General features: G+C 65.0%; 19 protein-coding genes and 1 tRNA gene. 9 read left to right on the forward strand and 11 right to left on the reverse strand.

Annotated elements, in window-relative coordinates:
* Positions 1–18 precede the first annotated feature (18 nt).
* On the reverse strand, positions 19–867 hold the full coding sequence (locus tag HQ354_RS00200) for an ABC transporter substrate-binding protein (RefSeq protein WP_068420981.1): 849 nt from the start codon (positions 865–867) through the stop codon (positions 19–21).
* Positions 868–1,098: 231 nt separating this feature from the next.
* Positions 1,099–2,184 carry an isocitrate/isopropylmalate dehydrogenase family protein gene (locus tag HQ354_RS00205; protein ID WP_068420829.1) on the reverse strand — a complete coding sequence of 362 codons (1,086 nt, stop codon included), beginning with the start codon at positions 2,182–2,184 and terminating at the stop codon, positions 1,099–1,101.
* A gap of 19 nt (positions 2,185–2,203) precedes the next feature.
* Between HQ354_RS00205 and HQ354_RS00210 the strand changes: the two genes are divergently transcribed.
* From HQ354_RS00210 to trxA, 3 genes are all read left to right on the forward strand, one after another.
* Positions 2,204–2,734: a 2'-5' RNA ligase family protein gene (locus tag HQ354_RS00210; protein ID WP_068420980.1), complete on the forward strand. Its 531-nt coding sequence runs from the start codon at positions 2,204–2,206 to the stop codon at positions 2,732–2,734.
* Positions 2,735–2,921: 187 nt separating this feature from the next.
* Positions 2,922–3,929 carry a helix-turn-helix domain-containing protein gene (locus tag HQ354_RS00215; RefSeq protein WP_068420828.1) on the forward strand — a complete coding sequence of 336 codons (1,008 nt, stop codon included), beginning with the start codon at positions 2,922–2,924 and terminating at the stop codon, positions 3,927–3,929.
* 61 nt (positions 3,930–3,990) lie between these two features.
* Entirely contained in the window at positions 3,991–4,368 is a 378-nt protein-coding gene (trxA, locus tag HQ354_RS00220) for a thioredoxin (RefSeq protein WP_068420979.1), read from the forward strand.
* A 64-nt stretch (positions 4,369–4,432) separates the two neighbouring features.
* Here trxA and polA read toward each other — a convergent pair whose 3' ends face one another.
* The gene (gene polA, locus HQ354_RS00225) at positions 4,433–7,174 is read right to left on the reverse strand and encodes a DNA polymerase I (RefSeq protein WP_222633966.1); all 2,742 of its coding nucleotides are present in this window, start codon (positions 7,172–7,174) and stop codon (positions 4,433–4,435) included.
* Positions 7,175–7,394: 220 nt separating this feature from the next.
* On the opposite strand from polA, the gene HQ354_RS00230 reads away from it, so the two are divergent.
* The 4 genes from HQ354_RS00230 to HQ354_RS00245 are packed head-to-tail and all read left to right on the forward strand — an operon-like array spanning position 7,395 to position 11,516.
* Positions 7,395–8,717, forward strand: coding sequence for a branched-chain amino acid ABC transporter permease (locus HQ354_RS00230; RefSeq protein WP_371828779.1), 1,323 nt, complete (start codon positions 7,395–7,397; stop codon positions 8,715–8,717).
* 6 nt (positions 8,718–8,723) lie between these two features.
* Positions 8,724–9,716, forward strand: coding sequence for a branched-chain amino acid ABC transporter permease (locus HQ354_RS00235; protein ID WP_068420823.1), 993 nt, complete (start codon positions 8,724–8,726; stop codon positions 9,714–9,716).
* Positions 9,706–10,713: an ABC transporter ATP-binding protein gene (locus HQ354_RS00240; protein ID WP_068420817.1), complete on the forward strand. Its 1,008-nt coding sequence runs from the start codon at positions 9,706–9,708 to the stop codon at positions 10,711–10,713. Before HQ354_RS00235 ends, HQ354_RS00240 begins: the two co-directional genes overlap by 11 nt.
* On the forward strand, positions 10,710–11,516 hold the full coding sequence (locus HQ354_RS00245) for an ABC transporter ATP-binding protein (protein WP_068420815.1): 807 nt from the start codon (positions 10,710–10,712) through the stop codon (positions 11,514–11,516). Before HQ354_RS00240 ends, HQ354_RS00245 begins: the two co-directional genes overlap by 4 nt.
* Before the next feature lie 262 nt (positions 11,517–11,778).
* On the opposite strand, the gene HQ354_RS00250 is transcribed toward HQ354_RS00245, so the two are convergent.
* Together HQ354_RS00250 and HQ354_RS00255 are read right to left on the reverse strand one after the other, a co-directional pair.
* A complete protein-coding gene (locus HQ354_RS00250) occupies positions 11,779–13,119 on the reverse strand; it encodes an ABC transporter substrate-binding protein (RefSeq protein WP_068420813.1) in 1,341 nt (446 codons plus the stop codon).
* A gap of 170 nt (positions 13,120–13,289) precedes the next feature.
* Positions 13,290–13,907, reverse strand: a complete 618-nt coding sequence (locus HQ354_RS00255; RefSeq protein WP_222633967.1) for an ANTAR domain-containing response regulator — start codon at positions 13,905–13,907, stop codon at positions 13,290–13,292.
* Positions 13,908–14,065: 158 nt separating this feature from the next.
* Between HQ354_RS00255 and HQ354_RS00260 the strand changes: the two genes are divergently transcribed.
* Positions 14,066–14,142 (forward strand) — tRNA-Leu (locus HQ354_RS00260).
* Between the two features lie 181 nt (positions 14,143–14,323).
* On the opposite strand, the gene HQ354_RS00265 is transcribed toward HQ354_RS00260, so the two are convergent.
* Positions 14,324–14,512, reverse strand: coding sequence for a hypothetical protein (locus HQ354_RS00265; protein ID WP_125833399.1), 189 nt, complete (start codon positions 14,510–14,512; stop codon positions 14,324–14,326).
* Positions 14,513–14,596: 84 nt separating this feature from the next.
* Here HQ354_RS00265 and HQ354_RS00270 point away from each other — a divergent pair, with 84 nt between their 5' ends.
* On the forward strand, positions 14,597–15,094 hold the full coding sequence (locus HQ354_RS00270; protein WP_068420807.1) for a DNA-deoxyinosine glycosylase: 498 nt from the start codon (positions 14,597–14,599) through the stop codon (positions 15,092–15,094).
* A gap of 2 nt (positions 15,095–15,096) precedes the next feature.
* On the opposite strand, the gene HQ354_RS00275 is transcribed toward HQ354_RS00270, so the two are convergent.
* The 5 genes from HQ354_RS00275 to HQ354_RS00295 all read right to left on the reverse strand — a co-directional run bounded on the left by HQ354_RS00275 (position 15,097) and on the right by HQ354_RS00295 (position 24,705).
* Positions 15,097–16,008, reverse strand: a complete 912-nt coding sequence (locus HQ354_RS00275; protein ID WP_167675052.1) for an acyl-CoA thioesterase II — start codon at positions 16,006–16,008, stop codon at positions 15,097–15,099.
* Positions 16,009–17,427: a pyruvate kinase gene (gene pyk / locus HQ354_RS00280; protein WP_167675050.1), complete on the reverse strand. Its 1,419-nt coding sequence runs from the start codon at positions 17,425–17,427 to the stop codon at positions 16,009–16,011. It abuts the gene before it with no gap.
* Between the two features lie 109 nt (positions 17,428–17,536).
* Positions 17,537–19,039, reverse strand: coding sequence for a glutamate synthase subunit beta (locus HQ354_RS00285; protein ID WP_068420802.1), 1,503 nt, complete (start codon positions 19,037–19,039; stop codon positions 17,537–17,539).
* On the reverse strand, positions 19,032–23,615 hold the full coding sequence (gene gltB / locus HQ354_RS00290) for a glutamate synthase large subunit (RefSeq protein ID WP_222633968.1): 4,584 nt from the start codon (positions 23,613–23,615) through the stop codon (positions 19,032–19,034). The genes HQ354_RS00285 and gltB overlap by 8 nt, the downstream gene beginning before the upstream one ends.
* 262 nt (positions 23,616–23,877) lie before the next feature.
* Positions 23,878–24,705 (reverse strand): TM2 domain-containing protein, encoded by an 828-nt coding sequence (locus HQ354_RS00295; protein ID WP_222633969.1) that lies wholly within the window; start codon positions 24,703–24,705, stop codon positions 23,878–23,880.
* Positions 24,706–24,746: the final 41 nt, after the last annotated feature.

Consider the following 24,746-nt stretch of genomic DNA (forward strand, 5'->3'; position numbering starts at 1 on the left):
CGTCGTCTGACACCGACATCAGCTCACTGCGCCGTTGATCTGCGACTGCTCGATCACGCCTGCCTCGACGCCCCAGTTCTCGGCGATGGTCTGGTACTGACCGTTGTCGATCAGGTGTTGGACCGCCTGCTGCAGCGTCGCGGCGAGGGGCGAACCCTTGGCGACCGGGTAGCCGTACGGCGCGGAATCGAACACCTCACCGGCAGGTTCGAGCTTGTCGCCGGTCTGCTTGATGGCGTACGCCGTCACGGGCGAGTCCGCCGACATCGCGTCGACTCGTCCGAGAACCAGCGCCTGCGCTGCATCGTCCTGGCTGTCGAACTTGACGATCTCGATCGCAGGCTTGCCTGCCGCGACACATGCTTCGCTCTTCGCGGGAACTTCTTCCTGATCCTGGATGGTCGTGGTCTGCACGGCGACCTTCAGACCACACGCGTTCGCCGGATCCACGCTGCCGCCGGACTGCTGCGCCCACTGCGTGCCCGCGTTGAAGTAGGTCGCGAAGTCGACCGTCGCCTCGCGCTCCTTGGTGTCGGTGAACGACGACATTCCGACGTCGTAGGTTCCGGCCTGGATCGACGGGATGATGCGGTCGAAGTCCGCTTCCTCGTACTGCGCCGTCACGCCGAGGACGCCGGCGACGGCATTCATCAGGTCGACGTCGAAGCCGATGATCTTGCCCGACGCATCTTTGAATTCGTTGGGCGAGTACGGCACGTTGACGCCCACGACCAACGTGCCCGAGTCGACGTTCTTCTGCGGGAGCGTCGCCGCGATGTCGTCGACCTTGTCGACCTCGACGGCAGTGGTCTCCTCCGCGGCGGGGGCACCCCCGTCCTCGGTGTTCTGGGCACATGCGGTGAGCATCAGCGCGCCTGCGCCGGACAGTGCGATCAGAAGCCGAGCCGGCTTCGAGAAAGATCGTGTAACCACGAGAGGTCCTCCAAGAGTCGAAACGACACCACCATCTCTCGGTGCTGCCAGACGTTGAACGTACGCGACCGAATGCCACGTTGCCGCACCGGTAACCGAACAGTAATGCCGCGTGTCCAGTCGAAGACGGAATTTCCCCGTACGCGAGTTCGAAACCGTGACGGCTCAGGTCCTGAGTGTTCTCGCAACGACGGTTTCGGTGAATTCGCTGGTCGATGCGCGTCCGCCGAGGTCCGCGGTCGCGACTCCCGACTCGAGTGCACCGGTGACGGCGTGCCGAATCCGCAGTGCGGCACGCGCGCACTTCTGGCCGTGCCCGTGGACGGCGAGCCAGTCGAGCATCATCGCGGCCGACAGGAACAGCGCGGTGGGGTTGGCACGGTTCTTGCCCGCTATGTCGGGCGCAGATCCGTGGGCTGCCTGGGCCATCGCCTTCGCCTCGGAGGTGTTCAACGACGGCGCCATGCCCAGCGACCCGGACAGCTCCCCGGCCAGATCGGACAGAATGTCGCCGAACATGTTCTCCGCGACGATCACGTCGAAATCCTGACCGCGTCGGACGAGATGGGCAGTCAGCGCGTCGACGTGTTCCTGATCGACGGTGACGTCGGGAAACTCCTGCGCGACGGACGTGCACACGTCGCGGAACAGACCTGTCGTCAGCGACAGCACGTTGGTCTTGTGCACGATGGTGACGTTCTTCCGTCGAGAGCGGGCGAGCGTGAACGCCTCCCGCGCGATGCGCTCGCACGCGGTTCGGGTGAAGACACCGACCGCGAGTGCGACATCCGGGGTCGGCATGAACTCGCCTCCGCCGACGTGCATGTTCCGGTCCGCGTAGAACCCCTCGGTGTTCTCACGGACCACGACGAGATCCATGTTCGGCGAGACCGCCCGTACACCGGGGTGGGCCACCGCAGGCCGAATGTTCGCGAACAGGTCGAACGTCTTTCGAACGACACCGCCAGGTGTGAGCTGCGACCGGAACGGCTCCGGGTACGACGCGCTGTCGTGTGGGCCCAGGATCCAGGCGGGCAGCGTCGCCAGCTCGTCGAGCGTCGACTGCGGGACGGGCGAGCCGTGTGCGTCGATGGCGTCGCGACCGAGGGCGAGTTCGACCCACTCGATCGAGAGATGCTCGGCCTGGGCCGCGGCGTCGACGACGCGCACCGTCGCCGGCACGATTTCGTGCCCGATCCCGTCGCCGACCATCGACCCGATTCGAACCGTGTGTACCTGGCTGTCAGTCATGTCAGTCATCATGGCTGACATGGTGCAGTCGGTAGAACTCCTCCTCGACGACGAGCTCGACGACGCGGTCCGGCGCGAGTGGCAACTGCTGTTCGACGCCGGTCTGCCCAGTCAGGCGCGGCACCGAGGCGCGTCGAATCGTCCGCACGTCACCCTCGCGGTCGCCGACGACTTCACGGACCTGGATGCGCGAATCGGGACCCTGCCCGTTCCACTGTTTCCGATCCGGCTCGGGCCTCTGGTCGTGTTCCGCGGGCGGCACGCAACGCTCGCCCGTCTGGTGATCCCGTCCGCCGAACTGCTCGACGCGCACACCGCCGTCGCGTCGCTGGTCGGCACCGCGCGAGGCGTCAGGCCCCACACCGCGCCTGGACACTGGACGCCCCACGTCACGCTTGCTCGCCGAATGACCGACGACGAGCTGGGGTCGGCCATCGAACTACTGCATTCGGAACCGGGCATTCTCGTCGGCGAGACCTCAGCGCTTCGGCGGTGGGACGGCGACGGCAAGGTCGAATGGCTCGTCGGCCACGCGGCTCAGAACCCGTAGTCGCCGAACTGACTCTTCTGCCTGTGCGTATCGGGCGCGAATCCGCCGACCACGGCCAGGTGCATGACGGCCAGAACTGCCAAAATCAACAAGGCGAGTGTCATGTCCTCGAGTCTGCTACCAGCAGCTTTCTCACAACAGCGGCAGATACGACACAGTTGCGCGTTTTCCTGCCATACTGACGGGCATGCTGAAACGAGTCGTCGTTCCACTCATGCCGTTGATCGAACAATTCGAGTTGGGCGTCGCGTGCGAGGTCTTCGGGTTCGATCGATCCGACGAAGGCCTGCCGACATACGACTTCTCGTTGATCGCCGGAGTCGATCGACCGATCAGGTCGCGCTTCGGCTACACCATCGACGTTCCCTACGACCTGTCACAGCTCGACGACGCCGACCTCATCATCATCCCCGCGGGTGGCACCCACCTCTCGGACGACGGGTGTTCGATGTGCTCGAGCGACTTCGACGAATCCGTCGAGCCGTTGCTCGTGAAGCTGCGCGCCGCGGTCGCACGGGGAGCCAAGGTCGCAAGCCTGTGCAACGGCGCGTTCGTGCTCGGCAAAGCCGGTTTGCTCGACGGTCGACGATGCACGACGCACTGGCGGCATTCCGCACGGCTCGCAGCGGACTATCCGCTCGCCGAAGTGGACCCCGACGTTCTGTACGTCGACGACGGGAACGTCCTGACCAGCGCCGGTACTGCGGCCGGGATCGATCTGTGCCTGCACATCGTGCGCAAGGAACAAGGAAGCGTCGTCGCGAACGGTATCGCCCGACGCATGGTCGTCCCGCCGCATCGGGACGGTGGGCAAGCGCAGTTCGTCACCTCTCCCCTGCCGACCGTCGAGGTCGAGACACTCGCCCCGCTGCTCGACTGGATGACCGAGAACCTCGACACCGAACTGTCCGTGCAGAAGCTGTCGGCGCGCGTGAACATGTCCACCCGAACCTTCGCACGACGCTTCCAAGCCGAGACCGGTACGACGCCTGCGCGGTGGCTCAACGACCAACGCGTACTCGCGGCACAGCAGCTTCTGGAGAACTCCGATCTGTCGATGGACGTCATCGCCGAACGCGTCGGGTTCGGCAACGCCGCCGTCCTTCGTCAGCACTTCGTTCGCCTGCGCTGCACGACCCCCAACGCCTACCGCCGGACCTTTCGGACAGCTCCGCTCGTCGGTGCCGCGGAATGATTTCGGTACCGTCGCGCGTTGAAGGCGGCAGAAGGTCATGGATACCGACGAAAGGGCAGGCGTGGCAACACAGACTTTGACTCAGCAGAACTTCGACGACATCGTCGGAGGTAACGACGTGGTCCTCGTCGACTTCTGGGCGTCCTGGTGTGGACCGTGCCGTCAGTTCGCTCCGACGTTCGAGAAGTCCTCCGAAGCGCACCCCGACGTGGTGCACGCGAAGGTGGACACCGAGGCCGAGCAGGGCCTGGCTGCGGCGGCGAACATCCAGTCGATTCCGACCATCATGGCTTTCCGCGAGGGTGTGCTCGTGTTCGCGCAGCCTGGTGCGCTGCCGGCATCCGCGCTGGAGGACCTGGTCGGTCAGGTCAAGGCTCTCGACATGGACGAGGTGCGTAAGCAGATCGCCGAGCAGAACGCTGGAGCCGACACCCAGTAGGCAGGACTGAACGACAAGAGGCCCGGTCGCACTCGCGACCGGGCCTCTTGCTATTGGGGAACTCCTAATGCGCGGCCTTGTCCCAGCTGGCGCCGGTGCCGACCGACACCTCGAGCGGGACCGACAGATCGATGGCCGACGACATCTTGTCGCGCACCAGCGCCTCGACCTCTTCGCGTTCGGACTCGACGACCTCGAGGACGAGTTCGTCGTGGACCTGCAGCAGCATGCGCGAACGCAGCCCGGCTTCCGCCAACGCCGTGTGCGTGTCGATCATGGCGACCTTGATGATGTCGGCGGCAGTGCCCTGAATGGGGGCGTTCAGCGCAGCACGCTCGGCGACCTCGCGGCGCTGCCTGTTGTCGCTGGTCAGATCCGGAAGGTAGCGACGCCGACCGTACAACGTCGATGTGTATCCGACCTTCCGCGACTCCTCGACGACGTTGCGCAGGTAGTCACGCACACCACCGAAGCGCGAGAAGTAGGCCTCCATCTGCTCCTTGGCCTCGTCGGTGGAGATCTTGAGCTGCGCGGCAAGACCGAACGCGCTCAACCCGTAGGCAAGGCCGTACGACATCGCCTTGACGCGGCGACGGAGTTCCGATGTGACGTCCTCGATCGGTACACCGAATGCGCGCGCACCGACGAAGCTGTGCAGATCCTCGCCGGTGTTGAACGCCTCGATCAGCCCCTCGTCGCCGGACAGGTGAGCCATGATGCGCATCTCGATCTGGCTGTAGTCGGCGGTGAGCAGCGTGTCGTAGCCGTCGCCGACGACGAAGCCGTCTCGAATGTGTCGTCCCGCGTCGTTACGAACCGGGATGTTCTGCAGATTCGGCTCGGTCGAGGACAACCGCCCGGTCGCCGCGACGGTCTGGTTGAAGGTGGTGTGGATGCGGCCGTCGTCGGCCACGGATTTGAGTAGACCGTCGACGGTGACCTTCATCCGAGTCGCGTCTCGATGGTCGAGCAGGAACTTCAGGAACGGGTGCTCGGTCTTCTCGAACAGACCCTGCAAGGCGTCGGCGTCGGTGGTGTAACCGGTCTTGGTCTTCTTCGTCTTCGGCATGTCGAGCTCCTCGAACAGCACGACCTGCAGCTGCTTCGGCGACCCCAGGTTGATCTGCTTGCCGATGACCTCGTACGCCGAGTTGGCGGCGTCGGCGACCTGAGACGCGAACTGGCTCTGCAGCTCACCGAGATGGTTGTTGTCGACGGCGATACCGGTTGCTTCGAGGTCGGCAAGCACCGACAGCAGAGGCAATTCCATGTCGGTCAACAACGCGCTCGACTCGATGCTCGCCAGCTCGTCGTCGAGCGTCGCGGCGAGATCGAGGACCGCCTGAGCACGCAGAATCTCGCCCTCGGCCACGGCGGCAGCCGCGACGTCCTCTGTGTCGAGCAGCGACATCTGGCCCTCGACGGAATCCTCGGCGCGCAGTTCGCGCTTGAGGTACCGCAGGCAGAGGTCGTCGAGGTTGAAGCTGCGCTGACCTGGACGCACCAGGTACGCCGCGAGCGCGGTGTCGCTCGTCAGCCCGCCGAGCGTCCACCCGCGGCCGCGCAGCGCATGGATGGCCCACTTCGCCTCGTGCAGCGCCTTGGGCTGACCGTCGTCGGCGAGCCAGGAAGCCAACGCCTTCTCGTCCGACTCGTCGAGCGACGCGGTGTCCACGAATCCGCCTTCACCATCGGACGCAGCAATGGCGATGGACAACGCGTCGCTGTCGAACGGACGACGTGGACCGACCACCGAGAGCCCGTGGCGCTGCCCGGACGACGCATGCGTCGTCAGCCACTCGGCGAGCTCGCCCGGGGCGATCGCGCCGCCCCGGACGTCGAACCCTTCCTCCGCTTCGGGTTCTGCCGACGCCAACGTGTCGAACAGGCGGTCGCGCAGCACGCGAAACTCGAGGTCGTCGAACAAGCCGTGAATCTTTTCGCGATCCCACGGCGCGAGCTCCAACTGATCGGGCGTGTACGGCAGTGGGACGTCGCGCACCATCTCGGTGAGCTCCCGGTTGAGCACCACACTCGACAAGTTGGCACGCAGCGCATCGCCGACCTTGCCCTTGACCTTGTCGACGTTGGTGACCAATTCTTCGAGAGACCCGTACTGGACGATCCACTTGGTCGCCGTCTTCTCGCCGACGCCAGGAATGCCGGGGAGGTTGTCGCTCGGGTCGCCGCGCAGTGCCGCGAAATCCGGGTACTGCGACGGCGTCAGCCCGTACTTCTCGGTGACGGCAGCGGGCGTGAACCGCGTGAGATCCGAGACGCCCTTGCGCGGGTACAGCACCGTCACGTTGTCGGTCACCAACTGCAGCGAGTCGCGGTCGCCGGTGACGACGAGCACCTTGTATCCGAGCGCCTCGGCCTGCGTCGTCAGCGTGGCGATGATGTCGTCGGCCTCGAAGCCCGCCTCCGCCATGACCGGAATGCCCATCGCACCCAGGACGTCCTTGGTGATGTCGACCTGGCCGGCGAACTCGTCGGGCGTCTTGCTGCGGTTTGCCTTGTAGTCCGGGAACCGCTCGGCGCGGAAGGTCTGTCGCGACACGTCGAACGCCGCCGCGATGTGCGTCGGCTTCTCGTCGCGCAACAGGTTGATCAGCATCGACGTGAACCCGTAGACGGCGTTGGTGGACTGCCCACTGGTGGTCTTGAAGTTCTCCACCGGCAGCGCGAAGAACGCCCGAAAGGCGATGGAGTGCCCGTCGATGAGCAGCAACGTCGGCTGCTCGCCATCTGCGGACGTACCGGTCGAGGATGCGGAGGATGCACGTGCGTCGGTTACGGGGCTCACGGTTACTCAGTCTAGGTACGGGCACCGACAGGACGTAAACGGATCTCGAGGCACGCCTCCGACGTGCGGCCAAGTAGTTCGAAACGCAAAAGATACAAGCCGGAAATTCAACTCGCCGGTTTCGGGCGGTCCGGACGGTTAGAGTCCGAGAATTGCAAGCTCCAGTCGGCCCATACTGGCCGGCTCTTACACCGTCCGGAGGACGTGCGTGGCTCCAAGTGTGCGATGGAACCGAAGATCGACTCGACCACGGCGCCACCGCCGACATTCGTCCCGAATACTCGTTCTCTCACTTCTCGCCGCCGTGTTCGCGGTGGCGTTCGGCGGTTCCGCGCTCGCGCAGGAACCGCCGCCTCCTCCGGCGAACGCCGTCGCCGTCAGCGGCAGCCTGAACAACGGCGGGGAGAGACTGGTCGGCGTGGACGTCCGGGCGGTCGACGCGTCGGGCGCCGAGGCGGGCCGCACGACGTCGGAGGACGGCGGTCGCTGGACACTCGAATTGTCGCCCGGCACATACACGTTCGAGGTCGTCGCAGACACGCTGCCCGACGATGTCAGCGTCCAGGGCTCGGTCGAACGCGACGTCCAAGCGGGCCGAGCGAACACCGTCATCTTCTCGTTCGGCGAGGCGCGTACCTCGAACGAGGTCCCGTTCTACGAGAAGTTCATCCGAACGACGGTCGACGGCTTTCGATTCGGCCTCGTGATCGCACTGGCCGCCGTGGGCCTGAGCCTCATCTTCGGGACGACGGGACTGACCAACTTCGCTCACGGCGAGTTGGTCACGCTGGGCGCCGTCGCAGCCTGGGTCTTCAACGTGTCCATGGGTATTCAGCTCATCTGGGCGACGCTTCTGGCGATCGTCGTCGGAATTGCGATCGGGTGGCTGGCCAACTCTGCCATCTGGAGACCACTACGAAAACGTAAGACCGGCTTGATCGCACAGTTGGTGGTGTCCATCGGCCTCGCCATCGCGCTGCGGTATCTGATCCTGATCTTCTTCTCCGACCGTTCGGAGCCCTTCGACGACTATCAGGCGCAGACGCAGAACGAATGGGGGCCGTTCGCGATCACGAACGTGGGCCTCGCCTGCATCGTCATCAGCATCGTCGTCCTCGTCGGTGTCGCAGTGATGTTGCAGCGCACCCGAATCGGCAAGGCAATGCGCGCCGTGGCCGACAATCGCGACCTCGCTGCGTCGTCGGGTATCGACGTCGAACGCGTCGTCACCTTCGTCTGGTGTCTGGGCGGTGGGTTGGCCGCCCTCGGCGGTGTCCTGTTCGGGCTGTCGGAACTCGGAGGCCGGGTCCAATGGGAGATGGGCTTCAAACTGCTGCTGCTCATGTTCGCCGGAATCACCCTCGGCGGCTTGGGAACCGCATACGGAGCGCTCCTCGGCTGCGTGATCGTCGGACTGCTCGTTCAGTGGTCGACGATGATCATCAATCCCGATCTCAAGTACATCGGAGGACTGCTCGTCTTGATTCTCATCCTCGTGGTCAGGCCCCAGGGCATCCTCGGTTCGCGGCAAAGGATCGGGTGATACGACATGGATGTTCTCGGAGCACTTCAAGTCTCGCTCGCACAGCTGATCGGGCCGTCGGCCATCTTCTACGCGCTGCTCGCGATCGGACTGAACCTGCACTTCGGCTACGCCGGTCTGCTGAACTTCGGTCAGATCGGATTCGCATTGCTCGGCGGATACGGCGTCGGCATCATGACGATCACCTATCAGCAGCCGCTGTGGTTGGGAATTCTCGTCGGCCTCGGAGCGGCGGGACTCCTCGCACTCGTGCTCGGCATCCCGACGCTCAGGCTGCGAGCCGACTATCTGGCCATCGTGACAATCGCCGCGTCGGAAATTCTGCGTCTCGTGTTCCGTTCGACGGCAACCGATTCCGTGACGAAGTCGACGAACGGCATCTTCGGCTTCGCCGATCCGTTCACCTCGCTCAGCCCGTTCGACTCCGGTAAGCAGTACTCGTTCCTCGGGGTCAAGTTCTACGGCGACGACCTGTGGGCCATGGTCGTCGGATGGTCGCTCGTCCTGCTGCTGTGCGGGCTGGTGTACCTGCTGACGCACAGCCCGTGGGGCCGCGTCCTCAAAGCCGTGCGCGAGGACGAGGACGCCGCGCGGTCTCTGGGCAAGAACGTCTTCGTCTACAAGATGCAGGCCCTCGTGCTCGGCGGTGTCATCGGTGGCATGGGCGGCGTGTTCAACGCCCTGCAGACCAAGTCCATCAACCCCGACTTCTACTCGACGGCACAGACATTCTTCGCGTTCGGCGCGTTGATCCTCGGCGGCGCTGCGACGGTCTTCGGCCCGGTGCTCGGCGCGATGCTGTTCTGGTTCCTGCTGTCGATTCCCGACGCTCTACTGCGTCAAGCCATCGCAGGCCCGGATCCGTTGTTGAACCTCACCGAACAACAGGTCGGCGCAACACGTTTCGTGTTGTTGGGCATCCTGATCGCGGTACTGATGGTCTTCCGACCCCAGGGTATCCTCGGCAACAAGCGAGAGGTCCAGATCGATGCCCGATAAGACTGTGCTCAGCAAGGAGCAACGCGCCGCGCTCTTCGCGGGCGTTCCCGGAGTTCCGGGCGCACCGAAACCGGATCCGACGCTCGTCGTCGACGGTGTCTCGCGCACGTTCGGCGGACTCAAGGCCGTCGACGTCGCCCATCTCGAGATCCAACGAGGGTGCATCACCGGGCTCATCGGTCCGAACGGGGCAGGCAAGACGACCTTGTTCAACCTGCTCACCGGGTTCGACCGCCCGGACACGGGAACGTGGTCGATGGACGGGAAGTCCCTCGGCCGCATGCACCCGCATCAGGTCGCACGGCAGGGCGTCGTGCGCACGTTCCAGCTGACCAAGGCGTTGTCGAAGCTGTCCGTTCTCGACAACGTGAAGTTGGGGGCCACCGGCCAGCGCGGTGAGCGAATCCTGAACACTCTCCTGCCCTGGACCTGGAAGGCCCAGGAGAGGGAGATCACCGAGCGTGCGTACGAGTTGCTCAGCCGCTTCAAACTCGACGCCAAAGCCGACGACCTCGCCGGCTCGCTGTCGGGCGGTCAGCGCAAGTTGCTCGAGATGGCGCGCGCACTGATGACCGACCCGGCGGTGGTCATGTTGGACGAGCCGATGGCGGGCGTCAATCCAGCTCTGACACAGAGCTTGTTGAGTCACATCAAGTCCCTACGCGACGACGGCATGACCGTCGTGTTCGTCGAGCACGACATGGACGTCATCCGTGACATCAGCGACTGGGTCGTCGTCATGGCTCAGGGCAGCGTGATCGCCGAATCGACGCCGGAGGAACTGTCCAACAACGGCGCCGTCGTCGACGCCTACCTCGGCAGTCACCACGACCAAGCGCTCGAGTTCGACGAGAACGGTGATCCGGTCGGTGCCACAGCACGTTTGGCCGAAGCACTCGAACAAGCCGAAGCGGAAGAGCTCGAAGCAGGCGGCGACCTGTCCGAACCGGAATTCGTGGCCGACTCCCCCACGGCAACAAAGGAGGACGGGCGATGAGCGAAGCGAACACAGGAAACCTGACACCAGCGGAATTCGCGGCGACGCCGGAAGAACACGCCAGGCTCGCCGAGGGGGCACTGGTCCGCGCCGACAACCTGGTGGCCGGCTACATCCCCGGGGTCAACATCCTGAACGAATGCAATTTCTTTCTTCGTGACGGTGAGATCGTCGGCATCATCGGCCCCAACGGCGCCGGCAAGTCGACACTGCTGAAAACCCTGTTCGGCCTGATCCCCGTCCGTCAGGGATCGGTGAAGCTGCGCGGCGACAACATCACGTCGGCCCAGGCGCACGTCCTGGTCACCAAAGGTGTCGGCTACGTTCCGCAGACGCAGAACGTGTTCCCGTCGCTCACCATCGAAGAGAACCTCGAGATGGGAATCTATCTGCGTCCCAAGAAGTTCGCGGAAAGGTTCGCGTTCGTGAGCGAGCTGTTCCCACTCCTGGGTGAACGCAGGAAGGTCAAGGCAGGCGCACTGTCCGGCGGCGAGAGGCAGATGGTCGCGATGGGCCGTGCGTTGATGATGGAACCGTCGGTCCTTCTGCTCGACGAGCCGTCGGCCGGCCTGTCCCCGATGTTCCAGGACGAGGTGTTCATCCGCTGCAAGAAGATCAACGCGACGGGTGTCTCGATCATCATGGTCGAACAGAACGCCCGCCGATGCCTACAGATCTGCGACCGCGGATACGTGCTCGATCAGGGTCGAAACGCCTACACCGACACCGGAACCAACCTCATGAACGACCCGAAGGTCATCGAGCTGTACCTCGGCACGCTCGCGGGGAGTAAAGAGAAGTAGGTGCGCGTGCTTGGGGGTGACCGAATGTCACCTTCGGTCACTCGGGGCCGGCTCACCGGACCGAGGGCGCCCCTTGCTCACTCAGAGTGAGCGAAGGCGTCATTCGGTCACCCAGGCTCACCGCGCCCCCCGGACCGAGGGCGCCCCTTGCTCACTCAGAGTGAGCGAGGGCGTCCTTCGGTCACCCAGGCCCACCGCGCCCGAACACGAACGAGCCCCGACCCGCCGAGCGGATCGGGGCTCGTTCACATCCGGTCGAGCATCACTCCCCGACGACGATGTATCCCTCTGTCGTGAGGGTGTTCTCGGGGCCGAAGACGAGCTTGCCGTAAGACCCGGTGGCAGGCTCACCCGAGTCGCTGAAGTTCAGCGCGCCGGTGATGCCGTCGTAGTCGATGTCCGTTCCGGCCTGGACCAGCGGCAGGCACTGCGCGAAGCTGGTGCACTTCTCGCCGTCCTTGGTGACACTGTTGATGTTGGCCGCGATGTCCGTTCCCGCAGTCGATTTCGCCTGTTCCGCCGCGAGCGCCGAGATGACGACGGCGTCGTAGGACTCACCGGAGTAGTTGAAGTCGACCAGCGCAGGGTTGAGCGCCTTCAGACGGTCCTGGAATTCGGTTCCGACGTCGGTGAGCGGCGTCGTGCCTTTCATCGTGTCCAGCAACGGCGTTGCGACGGCCTCACCCAGTGCGTTACCCATGTTGCCGTCGACACCGTAGACCAGAGTGCCGTCGGACGGACCGATGCCGACCTCGTGCATACGGGTGATGATCTTCGCCGACTCCTCGAAGCCGATGACCGCTACCGCGTCGGGCGCGAAGTTCTTCACGTCGTCGACCTCGGCGTTGAAGGACTGCGCATTGGGGTCGTAGATGATCTTCTGGATCTGATCCGACGGGATGCCCGCGTCCTGAAGATTGTCGACGGTGTTCTGCGCGAGACCGGTGCCGTACGGGTCGTTCAGCGCGAGGATGGACACACGCTGAGCGCCGTCCTCGGCGATGAGCTGCGACAACGCCTGTGCCTGTAGGACATCCGTCGGTGCGGTACGGAAGTACTGCCCCTTGTCCGGGTAGCAGACGAACTGGTCGGAGGTGTTGGCCGGCGAGAACTGCACGACGCCTGCGCTGGCGATCTTGTCGATCACCTTGAGCGACACCGACGACGACGCTGCTCCGACGATGACGTCGGCGCCACCGGCGAGTAGGCGGTCGACGGTGACGTTCGCGGTGTCCGTCGTGGTGTCGCCGGAGTCACCGGGGATCAACTGAACCGGCTGACCGAGTACGCCCCCTGCGGCGTTGACGTCGTTGATCGCGAGCTGAACACCGGCGACTTCGGGCGGGCCGAGAAAGGCGAGGGTACCGGTTTCGGGGAGCAACGTGCCGACGACGAGAGGCGTCGTGACCGGGGTGGCACCGGCGGTGGCCTGTTCCGGTGTGCAATCGGTGGACACCGTCGTCTCCGCGGCTGCCGATCCGCCACCGCTGGCGGAATTGGCACTGTCCTCCGAGCTGGAATCGTCACTCGAGGAACAGCCGAACAGTGCCAATGACGCAGCACTCAGAACCGCAGCCGTGCGGACGTAGGTCCGTTTTGCCATCGGGGGTCTCCTTGATTGCTCATCGATGAAGCGCACGTGAAATATGTGCCTCGTGTGGGATCAGACGCTATCTGCCCGAAGCGATGTGCGATCGGTGAGAAGAAGGCTCGTGACCTGACTGTGACCTCAGCTGCCGAAGATTTACGTGGCCGTAGCGTTCGGGGGCGCTGTCACGCCTCCGCGGGTGGATCGAGCGTCTCGATGATGACCTCGGCAACGGCCTTCATCGTCGTTCGCCTGTCCATGGCCGCGCGCTGAATCCACTTGAACGCCTGCGGCTCTGTCAAGGACTGCGACTCCATGAGCTTGCCCTTCGCACGCTCGATCAGCTTGCGCGTCTCGAGACGTTCCTGCAGATCCGCGATTTCGCTTTCGAGGGACGAGATCTCGGTGTAGCGGCTTGCCGCGAGTTCGACGGCCGGCATCAGATCGGTTTTGGAGAACGGCTTCACGAGGTAGGCCATCGCGCCCGCGTCGCGCGCTTTCTCAACCAACTCGCGCTGACTGAATGCGGTGAGAATCACGACCGGCGCGATGCGCTTCTCCGCGATCTCCGACGCGGCGTCGATGCCGTCACGCCGAGGCATCTTCACATCCATGATCACCAGATCCGGACGGAGTTCGACGGCCAGATCGACGGCCTGCTGCCCGTCGGCGGCCTCTCCGACGACCTCGTAGCCCTCCTCGCGCAGCATCTCCACCAGATCCAGGCGAATCAGCGATTCGTCCTCGGCAACCACGACACGGAGAGCGGGCCTGCCGCCCTCCTGCGTAACAGGAGCATTCATGAGTAACAGTCTCCTTCGACAAGTCATCGACCAGCGCAAACCGTTCGCATGCGTAGGCACGCACGATGCTTCCACCCGGTCGTGAGAGCATTTGAAGGGTACCGGTGGTTGACCCCGTCGGCGCATCTTCTAAAGTAGTGAACCGCAAGACAACGCAGGCCCCCGTATCCCAATTGGCAGAGGAAACGGATTCAAAACCCGTACAGTGTCAGTTCGAGTCTGACCGGGGGCACCACATCTCGAAACGTCAAGACACAAGCGAGATCACGACACCGAGCCTGTGTCGCGCGCCGGCGCACACTCCCCGGTGACACGCCGATCCACAGTCCGCACACCGCCTGCGAACGTGGACCGACTACATCACTCCGTGGACGCGGTGGAATCACACGCGAACAGTCGCCGCGGTCGCGGCCTGCCTAGATCTCCGGGTCGGCGGCCGCCTTGCGCCTCGACTCGATCTCGTTCTCGAACGCCGCGATCAAGCGGTCGGCCTCCGCCAGCGCTGCGTCGTCGGCGCCTTCGTCCATCGACTGGTCGCGGCCGCGGCGCAGCACAGCCAGTTCGGCGTCGAGTTCATGGTTGTCGAGTACTCGTGGATCCAACATGGGCTCCATTGTCCGCCCTTCACAGGCGAACTCGCATCCTTTCGTGACGTGTCCCCGACTTTCGTCGTGTGTCACTGTGGAGCGGTGACCACCGTGCACAGTTTCCCGCCGATCATCGATCGTTCCGCGCACACTTTGATCCTGGGCTCGATGCCCGGCGTCGCCTCCCTGACGGCGAATCAGTACTACGCCCATCCGCGAAACGCGTTCTGGCCGATCATGGGCGACCTCTTCGGCGCGGGACCGTCGGTCCCGTACGAGAAACGGACGACGGTGCTGCAGTCCCACGGGATCGCTGTATGGGATGTGTTGAAACTGTGTACGCGTCTCGGCAGTCTCGATTCGGCGATCGAGGAATCGTCCATCGTCGTCAACGACATCGACACGCTGATTCGCGAACATCCGACGATCGAACGCATCTTCTTCAACGGGGCCAAAGCCGAATCCAGCTTCCTCCGGTACGTGACAACCCCGCAGAGTCCGATCGCACTGGTACGGCTGCCGTCGACGAGCCCGGCGCACGCGTCGATGACGTACGAACGCAAGCTCGACGCGTGGAGGGCCGTCGTCGATCGCGGATGAAGCTACTTTCTCGGGAAGTGCCGAATCAGGCCTTCCTGCACGACGGTTGCGAGCAGTACTCCGTCCGTCGAAAAGAAGCGGCCGGTCGCGAGACCGCGCGACCCCGCGGCCACAGGTGATTCCGTGGCGTAGAGGGCCCATTCGTCGAAACGAAACGGACGGTGGAACCAGATGGAATGGTTGACCGTCGCCGCGACGATACGGTCGAGTCCCCACGACAATCCGTGGGTGGTGAGGATCGAATCGAGCACCGTGGTGTCCGACGCGTACCCCATGGTCGCCGCGTGGAAGATCGGATCGTCGGGCAGCTCCCCGTCCGCCTTCATCCAGACGCGATTGTGCGTGAGCTTCTCCCCCGTGGTCTGCAGAATCCAGGCGGGGTCGTTGGCGTAGCGCATGTCGATGGGCTTGAGCGCGTCGACGAACATCTGCAGTCGATCCTCGTACCCGACGAAGTGATCGCCCAACGGCGGCAACGTATCCGGGTACGGCACCTCGGGCAACTCGACGCTGTGCTCGAGCCCCTTGCCGAAATCCTGGAACGCCGCGAGCATCACGAAGATCTCGTCGCCGTCCTGCAGCGCGGTGACTTGACGGTTCGCGAAGGCGCGCCCGTCGCGGTGACGCTCGACGCGATACTCGATCGGCTTCTTGACGTCACCGCCTCGAATGAAGTGCGCATTGATGGCGTGCACGTCACGTGACGTGCCGGACACCGTGCGCCCGGCGGCGATCAGTGCCTGAGACACCATCTGTCCGCCGAAGGTCCGGCTGCCCACCTGGCGAGGATGAACCCCCCGGAACGTGTCCTCGCCGGTCTCCTCGAGCTCGAGCAACTCGAGGAGCGTCTGTAGATCCGTCTTGCCCTCGGTCGACGCTGAGGCTGCAGCGCCGGTTCCCCCCGCATCGGTCACTTACCGGTCCTCTTCTCCAATTCGGTGCACGTGGATCAAGTTGGTCGAGCCTACTGTGCCGGGAGGAGCTCCGGCTACGATCACGACCTGATCGCCCTTGCTGTATCGACCCAGCTCCAGCAGCGCCTTGTCGACCTCGATCACCATCGCGTCCGTCGTCGCGACCTCGGGGACCAGGAAGGTCTCGGTGCCCCAGCTCAGTGCGAGCTGCGACCGGACCTCGGGGATCGAGGTGAACGCGAGCAGCGGAAGGGACGTGTGCAGACGCGCGAGACGACGCACGGTGTCACCGGACTGCGTGAAGGCGACCAGAGCCTTCGCGTCGAGACGCTCGCCGATGTCGCGTGCAGCGTAGGAGATGACACCACGCTTGGTACGCGGCACATGGGTCAGCGGCGGAACCGGCTCGCCCTCGCTCTCGACGGTCTCGACGATCCGAGCCATCGTGCGGACGGTCTCCATGACGTACTTGCCGACGGAGGTCTCACCGGACAGCATCACGGCGTCGGTGCCGTCGAGCACGGCGTTCGCGACGTCCGACGCCTCCGCGCGGGTGGGGCGCGAATTCTCGATCATCGACTCGAGCATCTGCGTCGCGACGATGACGGGCTTGGCGTTGGCACGCGCGATCTGGATGGCGCGCTTCTGCACCAGCGGAACCTGCTCGAGCGGCAGCTCGACGCCGAGATCGCCACGCGCGACCATGATTGCGTCGAACGCGAGCACGATGGCTTCGAGGTTGTCGATGGCCTCCGGCTTCTCCAGCTTCGCGATGACCGGAACTCGTCGGCCGACGCGGTCCATCACCGCGTGCACCAGTTCGACGTCGGCGGGCGACCGAACGAAGGACAGTGCGATGAAGTCGACTCCGAGCTGCAGTGCGAACTCCAGATCGGCGATGTCCTTCTCGGACAGGGCCGGTACCGACACGTTCATACCGGGCAGCGAGACACCCTTGTTGTTGCTGACGGGTCCACCCTCGGTGACGCGGCACAGCACGTCGTTGCCCTCGACGCCGGTGACGACGAGTCCGACCTTGCCGTCGTCGACCAGCAGCCGGTCGCCTTCCTTGGCGTCCTGAGCGAGTTCCTTGTAGGTCGTCGACACGCGGTCGTGGGTGCCTTCGCACTCCTCGACGGTGATGCGCACCAATTCGCCGTTGGCCCAGGTGGTCTTGCCTTCGGCGAAGCGGCCGAGGCGGATCTTCGGTCCCTGCAGATCGGCGAGGATGCCGACGGCTTTGCCCGTGGCATTCGATGCGGCACGGACTCTTTCGTAGTTTGCCTGATGATCCGGGTGATCGCCGTGGCTGAAATTCAGTCGGGCGACATCCATTCCACTCTCGACGAGTTCACGGATTCGATCACTGGTAGCGGTGGCGGGTCCAAGGGTGCAAACGATCTTCGTACGTCGGCTCACGAACACGAGCCTAGACTGTGGCTCCTGCCTTCTCCATGGCAGAGGGGTCCGACGCGATTCTACCCGTCGGTAACATCGCGTCGGACCTGTTCAGAACACCTGGATCAATTCAGACCACGGCCAGCGGCAAAGCAGTCGGGTGCACCGGAGACGGCAGATCCGACCGGCCCGTCAGGTATGCGTCGACGCCATGTGCCGCCGACCGGCCTTCCGCGATGGCCCATACGACCAACGACGCTCCTCGGTGCGCGTCGCCGCACACGAAGACACCGGGCGCCGTCGTCTGCCAGTCCGGGCCACACGACAGCGCGCCGCGACGGGTCAGGGTCAGTCCGTAGTCGTCGAGCAGCGGCCCGTGCTCGACGCCCTCGAACCCGATGGCGAACAGCGCGAGGTCGCACGGCAACTCGACCTCCTCGCCGATCGGGGTGATGACGCGTCGGCCGTCCGCATCGCGCTGGACTTCGACCTCGGCGAGCACCATGGCGCGTACGTGACCGTTCTCGTCGCCCAGGAAACGCTGCACGGCAACCTGGTGCCGTACGACGCCACCCTCGGCGTGAGCCGGCGACGTCCGGAGAACCAGCGGCCACGACGGCCACGGCGAGCGCTCGTCGCGGATCTCGGGAAGCGCCTGGTTGTAATCCAACTGGGTCACCGACGCAGCACCCTGCCGGTGCGCGGTACCGAGACAGTCGGCCCCGGTGTCACCGCCGCCGATGATGACGACGTGCTTGTCCTTCGCGGAGATCGATGTAGGGCCGTCGCCCTCGCATTCCTTGTTGGCCGGCACGAGATGCTCCATGGCCAAGTGGATTCCGGCCAGAGAGCGTCCCTCGACCTCGGTGTTGTCCCGAGCGCGCAGCGCTCCGACCGCCAGCACGACCGCGTCGAACTTCTCCCGCAACTGCTCGACGGTGAAGTCGACACCGACTTCGCAGTCCGTGACGAAATGCGTTCCCTCGGCACGCATCTGCATCAGTCGCTGGTCCAGCACGGATTTCTCCAGCTTGAATTCGGGGATGCCGTAGCGCAGCAGACCGCCGAGACGGTCGTCGCGTTCGTAGACGGTCACGTCGTGGCCGGCGCGCGTGAGTTGCTGCGCTGCAGCAAGTCCCGCCGGACCGGAACCGACGACGGCGACACGCTTTCCCGTGTTGATCGTCGGAGGCTGGGGCACGACCGAGCCTGCGTCCCACGCGAGATCGGCGATGGTCTGCTCGACACGCTTGATCGTCACGCTACCGCCGGTGTCGCTCTCGGCGATCGACAGCACGCACGCCGCCTCGCAGGGCGCGGGGCAGACGCGTCCGGTGAACTCGGGGAAGTTGTTCGTCGCGTGCAGTCGGTCGCTCGCAGCGTCCCACCGGTCCCGTCGCACGAGATCGTTCCACTCCGGAATCAGGTTGCCCAGCGGACAGCCCGCAGTTCCCGAGTGACAGAACGGAATACCGCAATCCATGCAGCGACGAGCCTGGTCCGACACCTCTGCGGCGCGCTCGGACGCGGGCTGGTGCGAGTAGACCTCGTTCCAGTCCTTGACGCGTTCGGTGATCGGCCGCTTGGCGGCTTCCTGCTTGACGACGTTGAGGAATCCTCTGGGATCAGCCACGTGCTGCCTCCATGATTGCTGAGTCGACGTCGCGCCCCTCGGCGCGCGCCATCCTCGTCGCCTCCAGCACACGCTGGTAGTCGACGGGCATGATCTTCGTGAACAGTGCGGACCGCCGAGGCCAGTCCGCGAGGAGCGAGGCCGCGACGGTGGATCCGGTCCACTTCAGGTGGTTCTCCACCGTCTCGCGCAGCCACGCGAAGTCGTCGGGATCGGGAGTTTGCAACGTCACCATGTCCATGTTGACGTCGCTCGCATCCAGGCCGAGGACGAAGGCGATACCGCCCGACATTCCGGCGGCCATGTTTCGCCCGGTCGGGCCGAGGACGACGACGCGTCCTCCGGTCATGTACTCGAACGCGTGGTCTCCGACGCCCTCGTTGACGGCCGTCGCACCCGAGTTGCGCACCGCGAACCGTTCGCCGACGCGGCCGCGCAGGAACACCTCACCCGACGTCGCGCCGTAGAGAAGTGTGTTGCCTGCGATGACGTTGTCCTCCGGGACGAAGGAGACGTCTTCGGCGGGACGCACGACGACGCGGCCGCCGGACAGTCCCTTGCCGACGTAGTCGTTCGCGTCGCCGATCAGATCGATCGTGACACCTGCGGGCAGGAAGGCGCCGAGCGACTGCCCGGCCGAACCGGTCAGCTGCACTCGAATGGTGTCGTCCGGCAGACCGCGTCCGCCGAACCGGCGGGTGACCTCGGAGCCGAGAAGTGTTCCGACCGTGCGGTTCACGTTGCGTACCGGCAGTTCGAGCGTGACCGGGTGAGCATCCTCGAGCGCACCCTCGGCGAGCTGAACGAGCGTGCGGTCGAGGGCGAAGTCCAGACCGTGATCCTGGCCGCGCAACCGTCGACGCTGCGTCAGCGGAGCTCCGTGCTGGTCGGTCGGCATCGCGAAGATCGGTGACAGGTCGAGTCCCTGGCTCTTCCAGTGCGCGATGCCTGCAGACGTCTCGAGCGCATCCGCGTGTCCGACGGCCTCGTCGATGCTGCGGAAGCCCAACTTCGCCAGGTACTGCCTGACGTCTTCCGCAACGAAACGGAAGAAGTCCTCGAGAAACTCGGGCTTGCCGTTGAAACGCTTGCGCAGGTCCGGGTTCTGCGTCGCGACGCCGACCGGGCAGGTGTCGAGGTGGCACACGCGCATCATGATGCACCCGGACACGATCAACGGCGCAGTCGAGAAACCGAACTCCTCGGCACCGAGAAGCGCCGCCACGATGACGTCGCGACCCGTCCGCAGACCGCCGTCGCACTGCACGGTGATGCGGTCACGAAGTCCGTTGAGCACCAACGTCTGCTGCGCGTCGGCGAGACCGATCTCCCACGGCGCACCAGCGTGCTTGAGCGAGGTCAGCGGCGCAGCGCCGGTACCGCCGTCGTAACCCGAGATCAGGACGACGTCGGCATGCGCCTTGCTCACACCCGTCGCGACCGTGCCGACCCCGACCGAGCTGACGAGCTTGACGTGAACGCGTGCATTCTCGTTCGCGTTCTTCAGATCGTGGATCAGCTGAGCGAGGTCCTCGATCGAGTAGATGTCGTGGTGCGGCGGCGGCGAGATCAGCCCGACGCCCGGCGTCGAGTGCCGCGTCTTGGCCACCCACGGGTAGACTTTGTAGCCCGGAAGCTGGCCTCCCTCACCGGGTTTCGCACCCTGCGCCATCTTGATCTGGATGTCCGACGCGTTCACGAGGTAATCGCTCGTGACACCGAAACGTCCGCTGGCGACCTGCTTGACGGCGCTGCGACGCGTCGGATCGTACAACCGGTCGGTGTCCTCGCCGCCCTCTCCCGAGTTGGAGCGTCCGCCGAGATTGTTCATCGCGACTGCCATCGCCTCGTGCGCCTCGGCCGAGATGGATCCGTAGCTCATCGCACCCGTGTTGAACCGGGTCACGATGGACTCCACCGGCTCGACCTCCTCCAGCGGAACAGGCGGGCGAATGCCTTCCTTCAATTCGAACAGCCCGCGCAGCGCGCCGCCCTCACGTGCCAGTCGATCGACCTCGTCGCTGTACTTCTGGAAGACGTCGAAGCGTCCGGTACGCGTCGCGTGCTGCAGCAGGAACACCGTCTCGGGCGTGAACAGGTGCAGTTCGCCCTCGCGACGGAACTGGTACTCGCCGCCGATCTCGAGACGACGGTGTACGCGGTCGGTCGGATTCTCCGGATACGCGCGGCGGTGCCGCAGCTTGACCTCTTCGGCCAGCACGTCGAGGCCCACACCACCGAGCTTGCTGACGGTGCCCTTGAAGTACTCGCGCACGACGTCCTTGTCGAGGCCGATGGCCTCGAAAACCTGTGCGCCCGTATAGGATCCGACGGTCGAGATGCCCATCTTGGACATCACCTTCAGCACGCCCTTGCCGAGTCCGTACAGGTAGTTGCGCACCGCCACGGACGATTCGACGCCCGTCAGCTCGCCTTCGCCGACGAGGTCCTCGATGGACTCCATGGCGAGGTACGGGTTGACCGCCGCGGCGCCGTAGCCGATGAGCAGCGCGAGATGGTGTACCTCGCGGGCGTCGCCGGACTCGACGACGAGTGCGACCTTGGTGCGCTCCTTCGTGCGGACGAGGTGATGGTGAACCGCCGCGGTCGCGAGCAGGGACGGAATCGGCGCATGCGTGTGGTCCGAATCGCGGTCGGAGATGATCAGCGTGCGGAACCCGGCTGCGATGGCCTTGCTCGCGCGGCGTCGCAGACTCTCGATGGCTTCGGCCAGTCCTTCTCCCCCGCGTTCCACCTCGTACAGCCCGCGCAGCACGGTGGCAGCGAGGCCGGGGTGATCCCCGTCGTGGTTGATGTGGATGATCTTGTTGAGCTCGTCGTTGTCGAGAACCGGCCACGGCAACACGATCTGGCGGCACGACGCGGCCGTCGGCTCCAGCAAGTTCTGCTCCGGGCCCATGACGCGGGACAGCGACGTGACGATCTCTTCACGGATCGAGTCGAGCGGGGGGTTGGTGACCTGCGCGAACAGTTCGACGAAGTAGTCGTACAGCAACCGGGACCGCTGCGACATGACGGCGGCGGGAGTGTCGGTGCCCATGGAGCCCAACGGTTCTCCGCCCGACGCGGCCATCGGCGACAGAACGACCCGCAGGTCTTCCTCGGTGTAGCCGAACGCGATCTGACGGCGCACGACCGACTCGTGGTTGTACTGGATGTGGGCGCGCTCCGGCAGACTCTTGATCTCGAGCAGCCCCGCGTGCAGCCATTCCTGATACGGCTGCTCGCCCGCGAGCTGCTGCTTGATCTCGGCGTCGGGCACGATGCGGCCCGCCGCGGTGTCGACGAGGAACATCTTGCCCGGTTCGAGGCGGCCCTTCGCGACGACCTCGGACTGCGGAACCTCGAGGACGCCCGCCTCACTGGCAAGGATGATGCGTCCGTCGACCGTCTGCCACCATCGTCCGGGGCGCAAACCGTTGCGATCGAGCACGGCACCGACATAGGAACCGTCGGTGAACGTGACGCAGGCTGGGCCGTCCCACGGCTCCATGATCGACGCGTGGAACTGGTAGAACGCGCGCACGTCGGGATCCATGTCGCGGTGGTTCTCCCACGGCTCGGGCAGCATCATCATGACGACGTGCGGCACACTGCGGCCACCGAGATGCAGGAGTTCGAGCACCTCGTCGAGGGACACGGAGTCCGAACCATCGGGGTTGCAGATGGGATACAGACGTTCGAGGTCGCCCGGGATGATGGTGCTGCTCAGCATCGCCTCACGCGCCCGCATGCGATTGCGGTTGCCCATGACGGTGTTGATCTCACCGTTGTGCGCGACGTAGCGGTGCGGGTGAGCAAGCGGCCACGACGGGAACGTGTTGGTCGAGAATCGGCTGTGTACGATCGCAATCGCACTCTTGCACAACGGGTTTCGGAGGTCGGGGAAGAACATGGGCAGCTGCATCGTGGTGAGCATGCCCTTGTAGACGATGGTCCGGCTGGACAGCGACGGGAAGAACAGCCCTGTACCGGCCGCGGCGATCTCCGGCGTGACGCGCTCCGCGCGCTTGCGCACCGCGTAGACCTGACGGTCGAGCTCGAGGCCGCCGAGGCGAACGCCGTCGACCTCAGGCGCTGCCACGAACAGATAGGACATGTGCGGCATGCAGCCGAGCGCTGTCAGACCGATGTCCGCGCCGTCGGGATCGACCTGAACTTCGCGCCACCCGAGTACGTCGAGACCCTCTTCGTGGGCGATCGCTTCGACGCGCGCCACGGCGTCGGCGCGTTCGCGAATGCCCTGCGGCAGGAAGCAGATTCCGGCAGCGTACGTGTTGGTGCCGTCCGCCAGCGCTTCGGGCAGCGGGAAGTCGACCAGAGACTCGAGGAGTTCGACGGGAAGCTGCAACAGGATGCCCGCGCCGTCACCGCTATTGGGTTCCGCACCGGCCGCGCCTCGATGTTCGAGGTTCTCGAGTGCCAGAACTCCATCGGCGACGATGCTGTGCGACCGACGTCCGGCCACGTCGGCGATCATGGCGACGCCGCACGAGTCCTTCTCCTGGGCAGGGTCGTACAGACCTTGCTCTGCCGGCAACTGTGAGAACAGCATTCTCGTCTCCTCCACCTGTGCCAGGGAGACACCGTGAAAATGCTGTGCGCCGCATCGGCGGCGTTCTTTCCTCGGCGACTCCGCCAGCGAATGAGCTCTGGTGACAACGATACGGGTCACGCGAGAGCTCGCTCGTGCTGAAATTCGGGGTCTACCGGGACAACTCTGGCCCGCGAAGGGGTCCGGCCGGGGCCGAACGAAACGAGCCTACCAGTAGCCCTTGACAGCTCGACAATTCCAGGGCTACCGGTCTCGACCGACGCTAATCGCGCAGGGGCCTACCGTGCTGGTCGCGGACACTGCCGGTGAGCATCATGATGCCGTCGATCAACGGCCAGATGCCACCGATGCCACAGGTCAACCAGGTGACGGCGATCTGCGCGATCGCGATCCCCGGCTGATTGAGATAGAACCGACCGGCACCGAAGGCACCGAGCAGGATTTCGAGAAGCCCGGCCGTCACCTTGGACTTGTCCGACAGCGGCTCACCCGTCATCGGGTGACGCCCGAACGGTGCCGACGGATCGACGCCGTAGCCACCCTGGAACCCGCCGTACGGCTGCGGCGCGTAGCCCTGGGGTCCGTACCCGGGAGGGGGCGGCGGCGCGTATCCCGCGTCGGGAGTCGGCTGCGCGAACTGCTGGTAGCCGGGGTCCGGCGGCCCGTACACCGGTCCCCCGTGGTTCGGGTCACCGTAGTTGGGCGCGCCGTACGTGGGAGCACCGTACGGCTGAGTTCCGTACTCGGTACCGTACGCGCTCGGGTCGTACGACGGTGTCGCCGAGGGCTTGTCGAGATTCACACCCGGCGCGTCGGGCTCACTCGGCGGCGGGTAGCTCGGGCTTGCTCCCCATCCGGGACCGTTGCCGACGCCGGAGTGGACGTCCCATCCCGGACCCGAGCCGGAGCCCGACCCCGTCGCACCGGTGACCGGCCCGATCTCCGACGTGGCGGGCGGCTCCGACAACGATGCTTCCGCGGTCGCGTCGTAGTCGAACGGTGCACCGAACTCCGGTGGAGTGGACGGACGTTCCGCGTCGCTGCGGGATCCGCTCGTCGTCTCGTCTCGGTTCTTCTCGGGCTCGGTCACCGTGCGCTCCTCGTTCAGGTCGGCAGCTGATGCGGAGAGTC

The sequence above is a fragment of the Rhodococcus sp. BP-261 genome (genome assembly GCF_019835205.1).
Classification (GTDB): Bacteria; Actinomycetota; Actinomycetes; order Mycobacteriales; family Mycobacteriaceae; genus Rhodococcoides; species Rhodococcoides kyotonensis_B.

Excerpts from the sequence above, each read along its gene's own strand:
- HQ354_RS00200 (WP_068420981.1), bottom strand. The coding sequence starts at position 867 with ATGCTCACCGCATGTGCCCAGAACACCGAGGACGGGGGTGCCCCCGCC.
- HQ354_RS00205 (WP_068420829.1), bottom strand. The coding sequence starts at position 2,184 with ATGACTGACAGCCAGGTACACACGGTTCGAATCGGGTCGATGGTCGGC.
- HQ354_RS00210 (WP_068420980.1), top strand. The coding sequence starts at position 2,204 with ATGGTGCAGTCGGTAGAACTCCTCCTCGACGACGAGCTCGACGACGCG.
- HQ354_RS00215 (WP_068420828.1), top strand. The coding sequence starts at position 2,922 with ATGCTGAAACGAGTCGTCGTTCCACTCATGCCGTTGATCGAACAATTC.
- HQ354_RS00235 (WP_068420823.1), top strand. The coding sequence starts at position 8,724 with ATGGATGTTCTCGGAGCACTTCAAGTCTCGCTCGCACAGCTGATCGGG.
- HQ354_RS00240 (WP_068420817.1), top strand. The coding sequence starts at position 9,706 with ATGCCCGATAAGACTGTGCTCAGCAAGGAGCAACGCGCCGCGCTCTTC.
- HQ354_RS00245 (WP_068420815.1), top strand. The coding sequence starts at position 10,710 with ATGAGCGAAGCGAACACAGGAAACCTGACACCAGCGGAATTCGCGGCG.
- HQ354_RS00250 (WP_068420813.1), bottom strand. The coding sequence starts at position 13,119 with ATGGCAAAACGGACCTACGTCCGCACGGCTGCGGTTCTGAGTGCTGCG.
- HQ354_RS00255 (WP_222633967.1), bottom strand. The coding sequence starts at position 13,907 with ATGAATGCTCCTGTTACGCAGGAGGGCGGCAGGCCCGCTCTCCGTGTC.
- HQ354_RS00265 (WP_125833399.1), bottom strand. The coding sequence starts at position 14,512 with ATGTTGGATCCACGAGTACTCGACAACCATGAACTCGACGCCGAACTG.
- gltB (WP_222633968.1), bottom strand. The coding sequence starts at position 23,615 with ATGCTGTTCTCACAGTTGCCGGCAGAGCAAGGTCTGTACGACCCTGCC.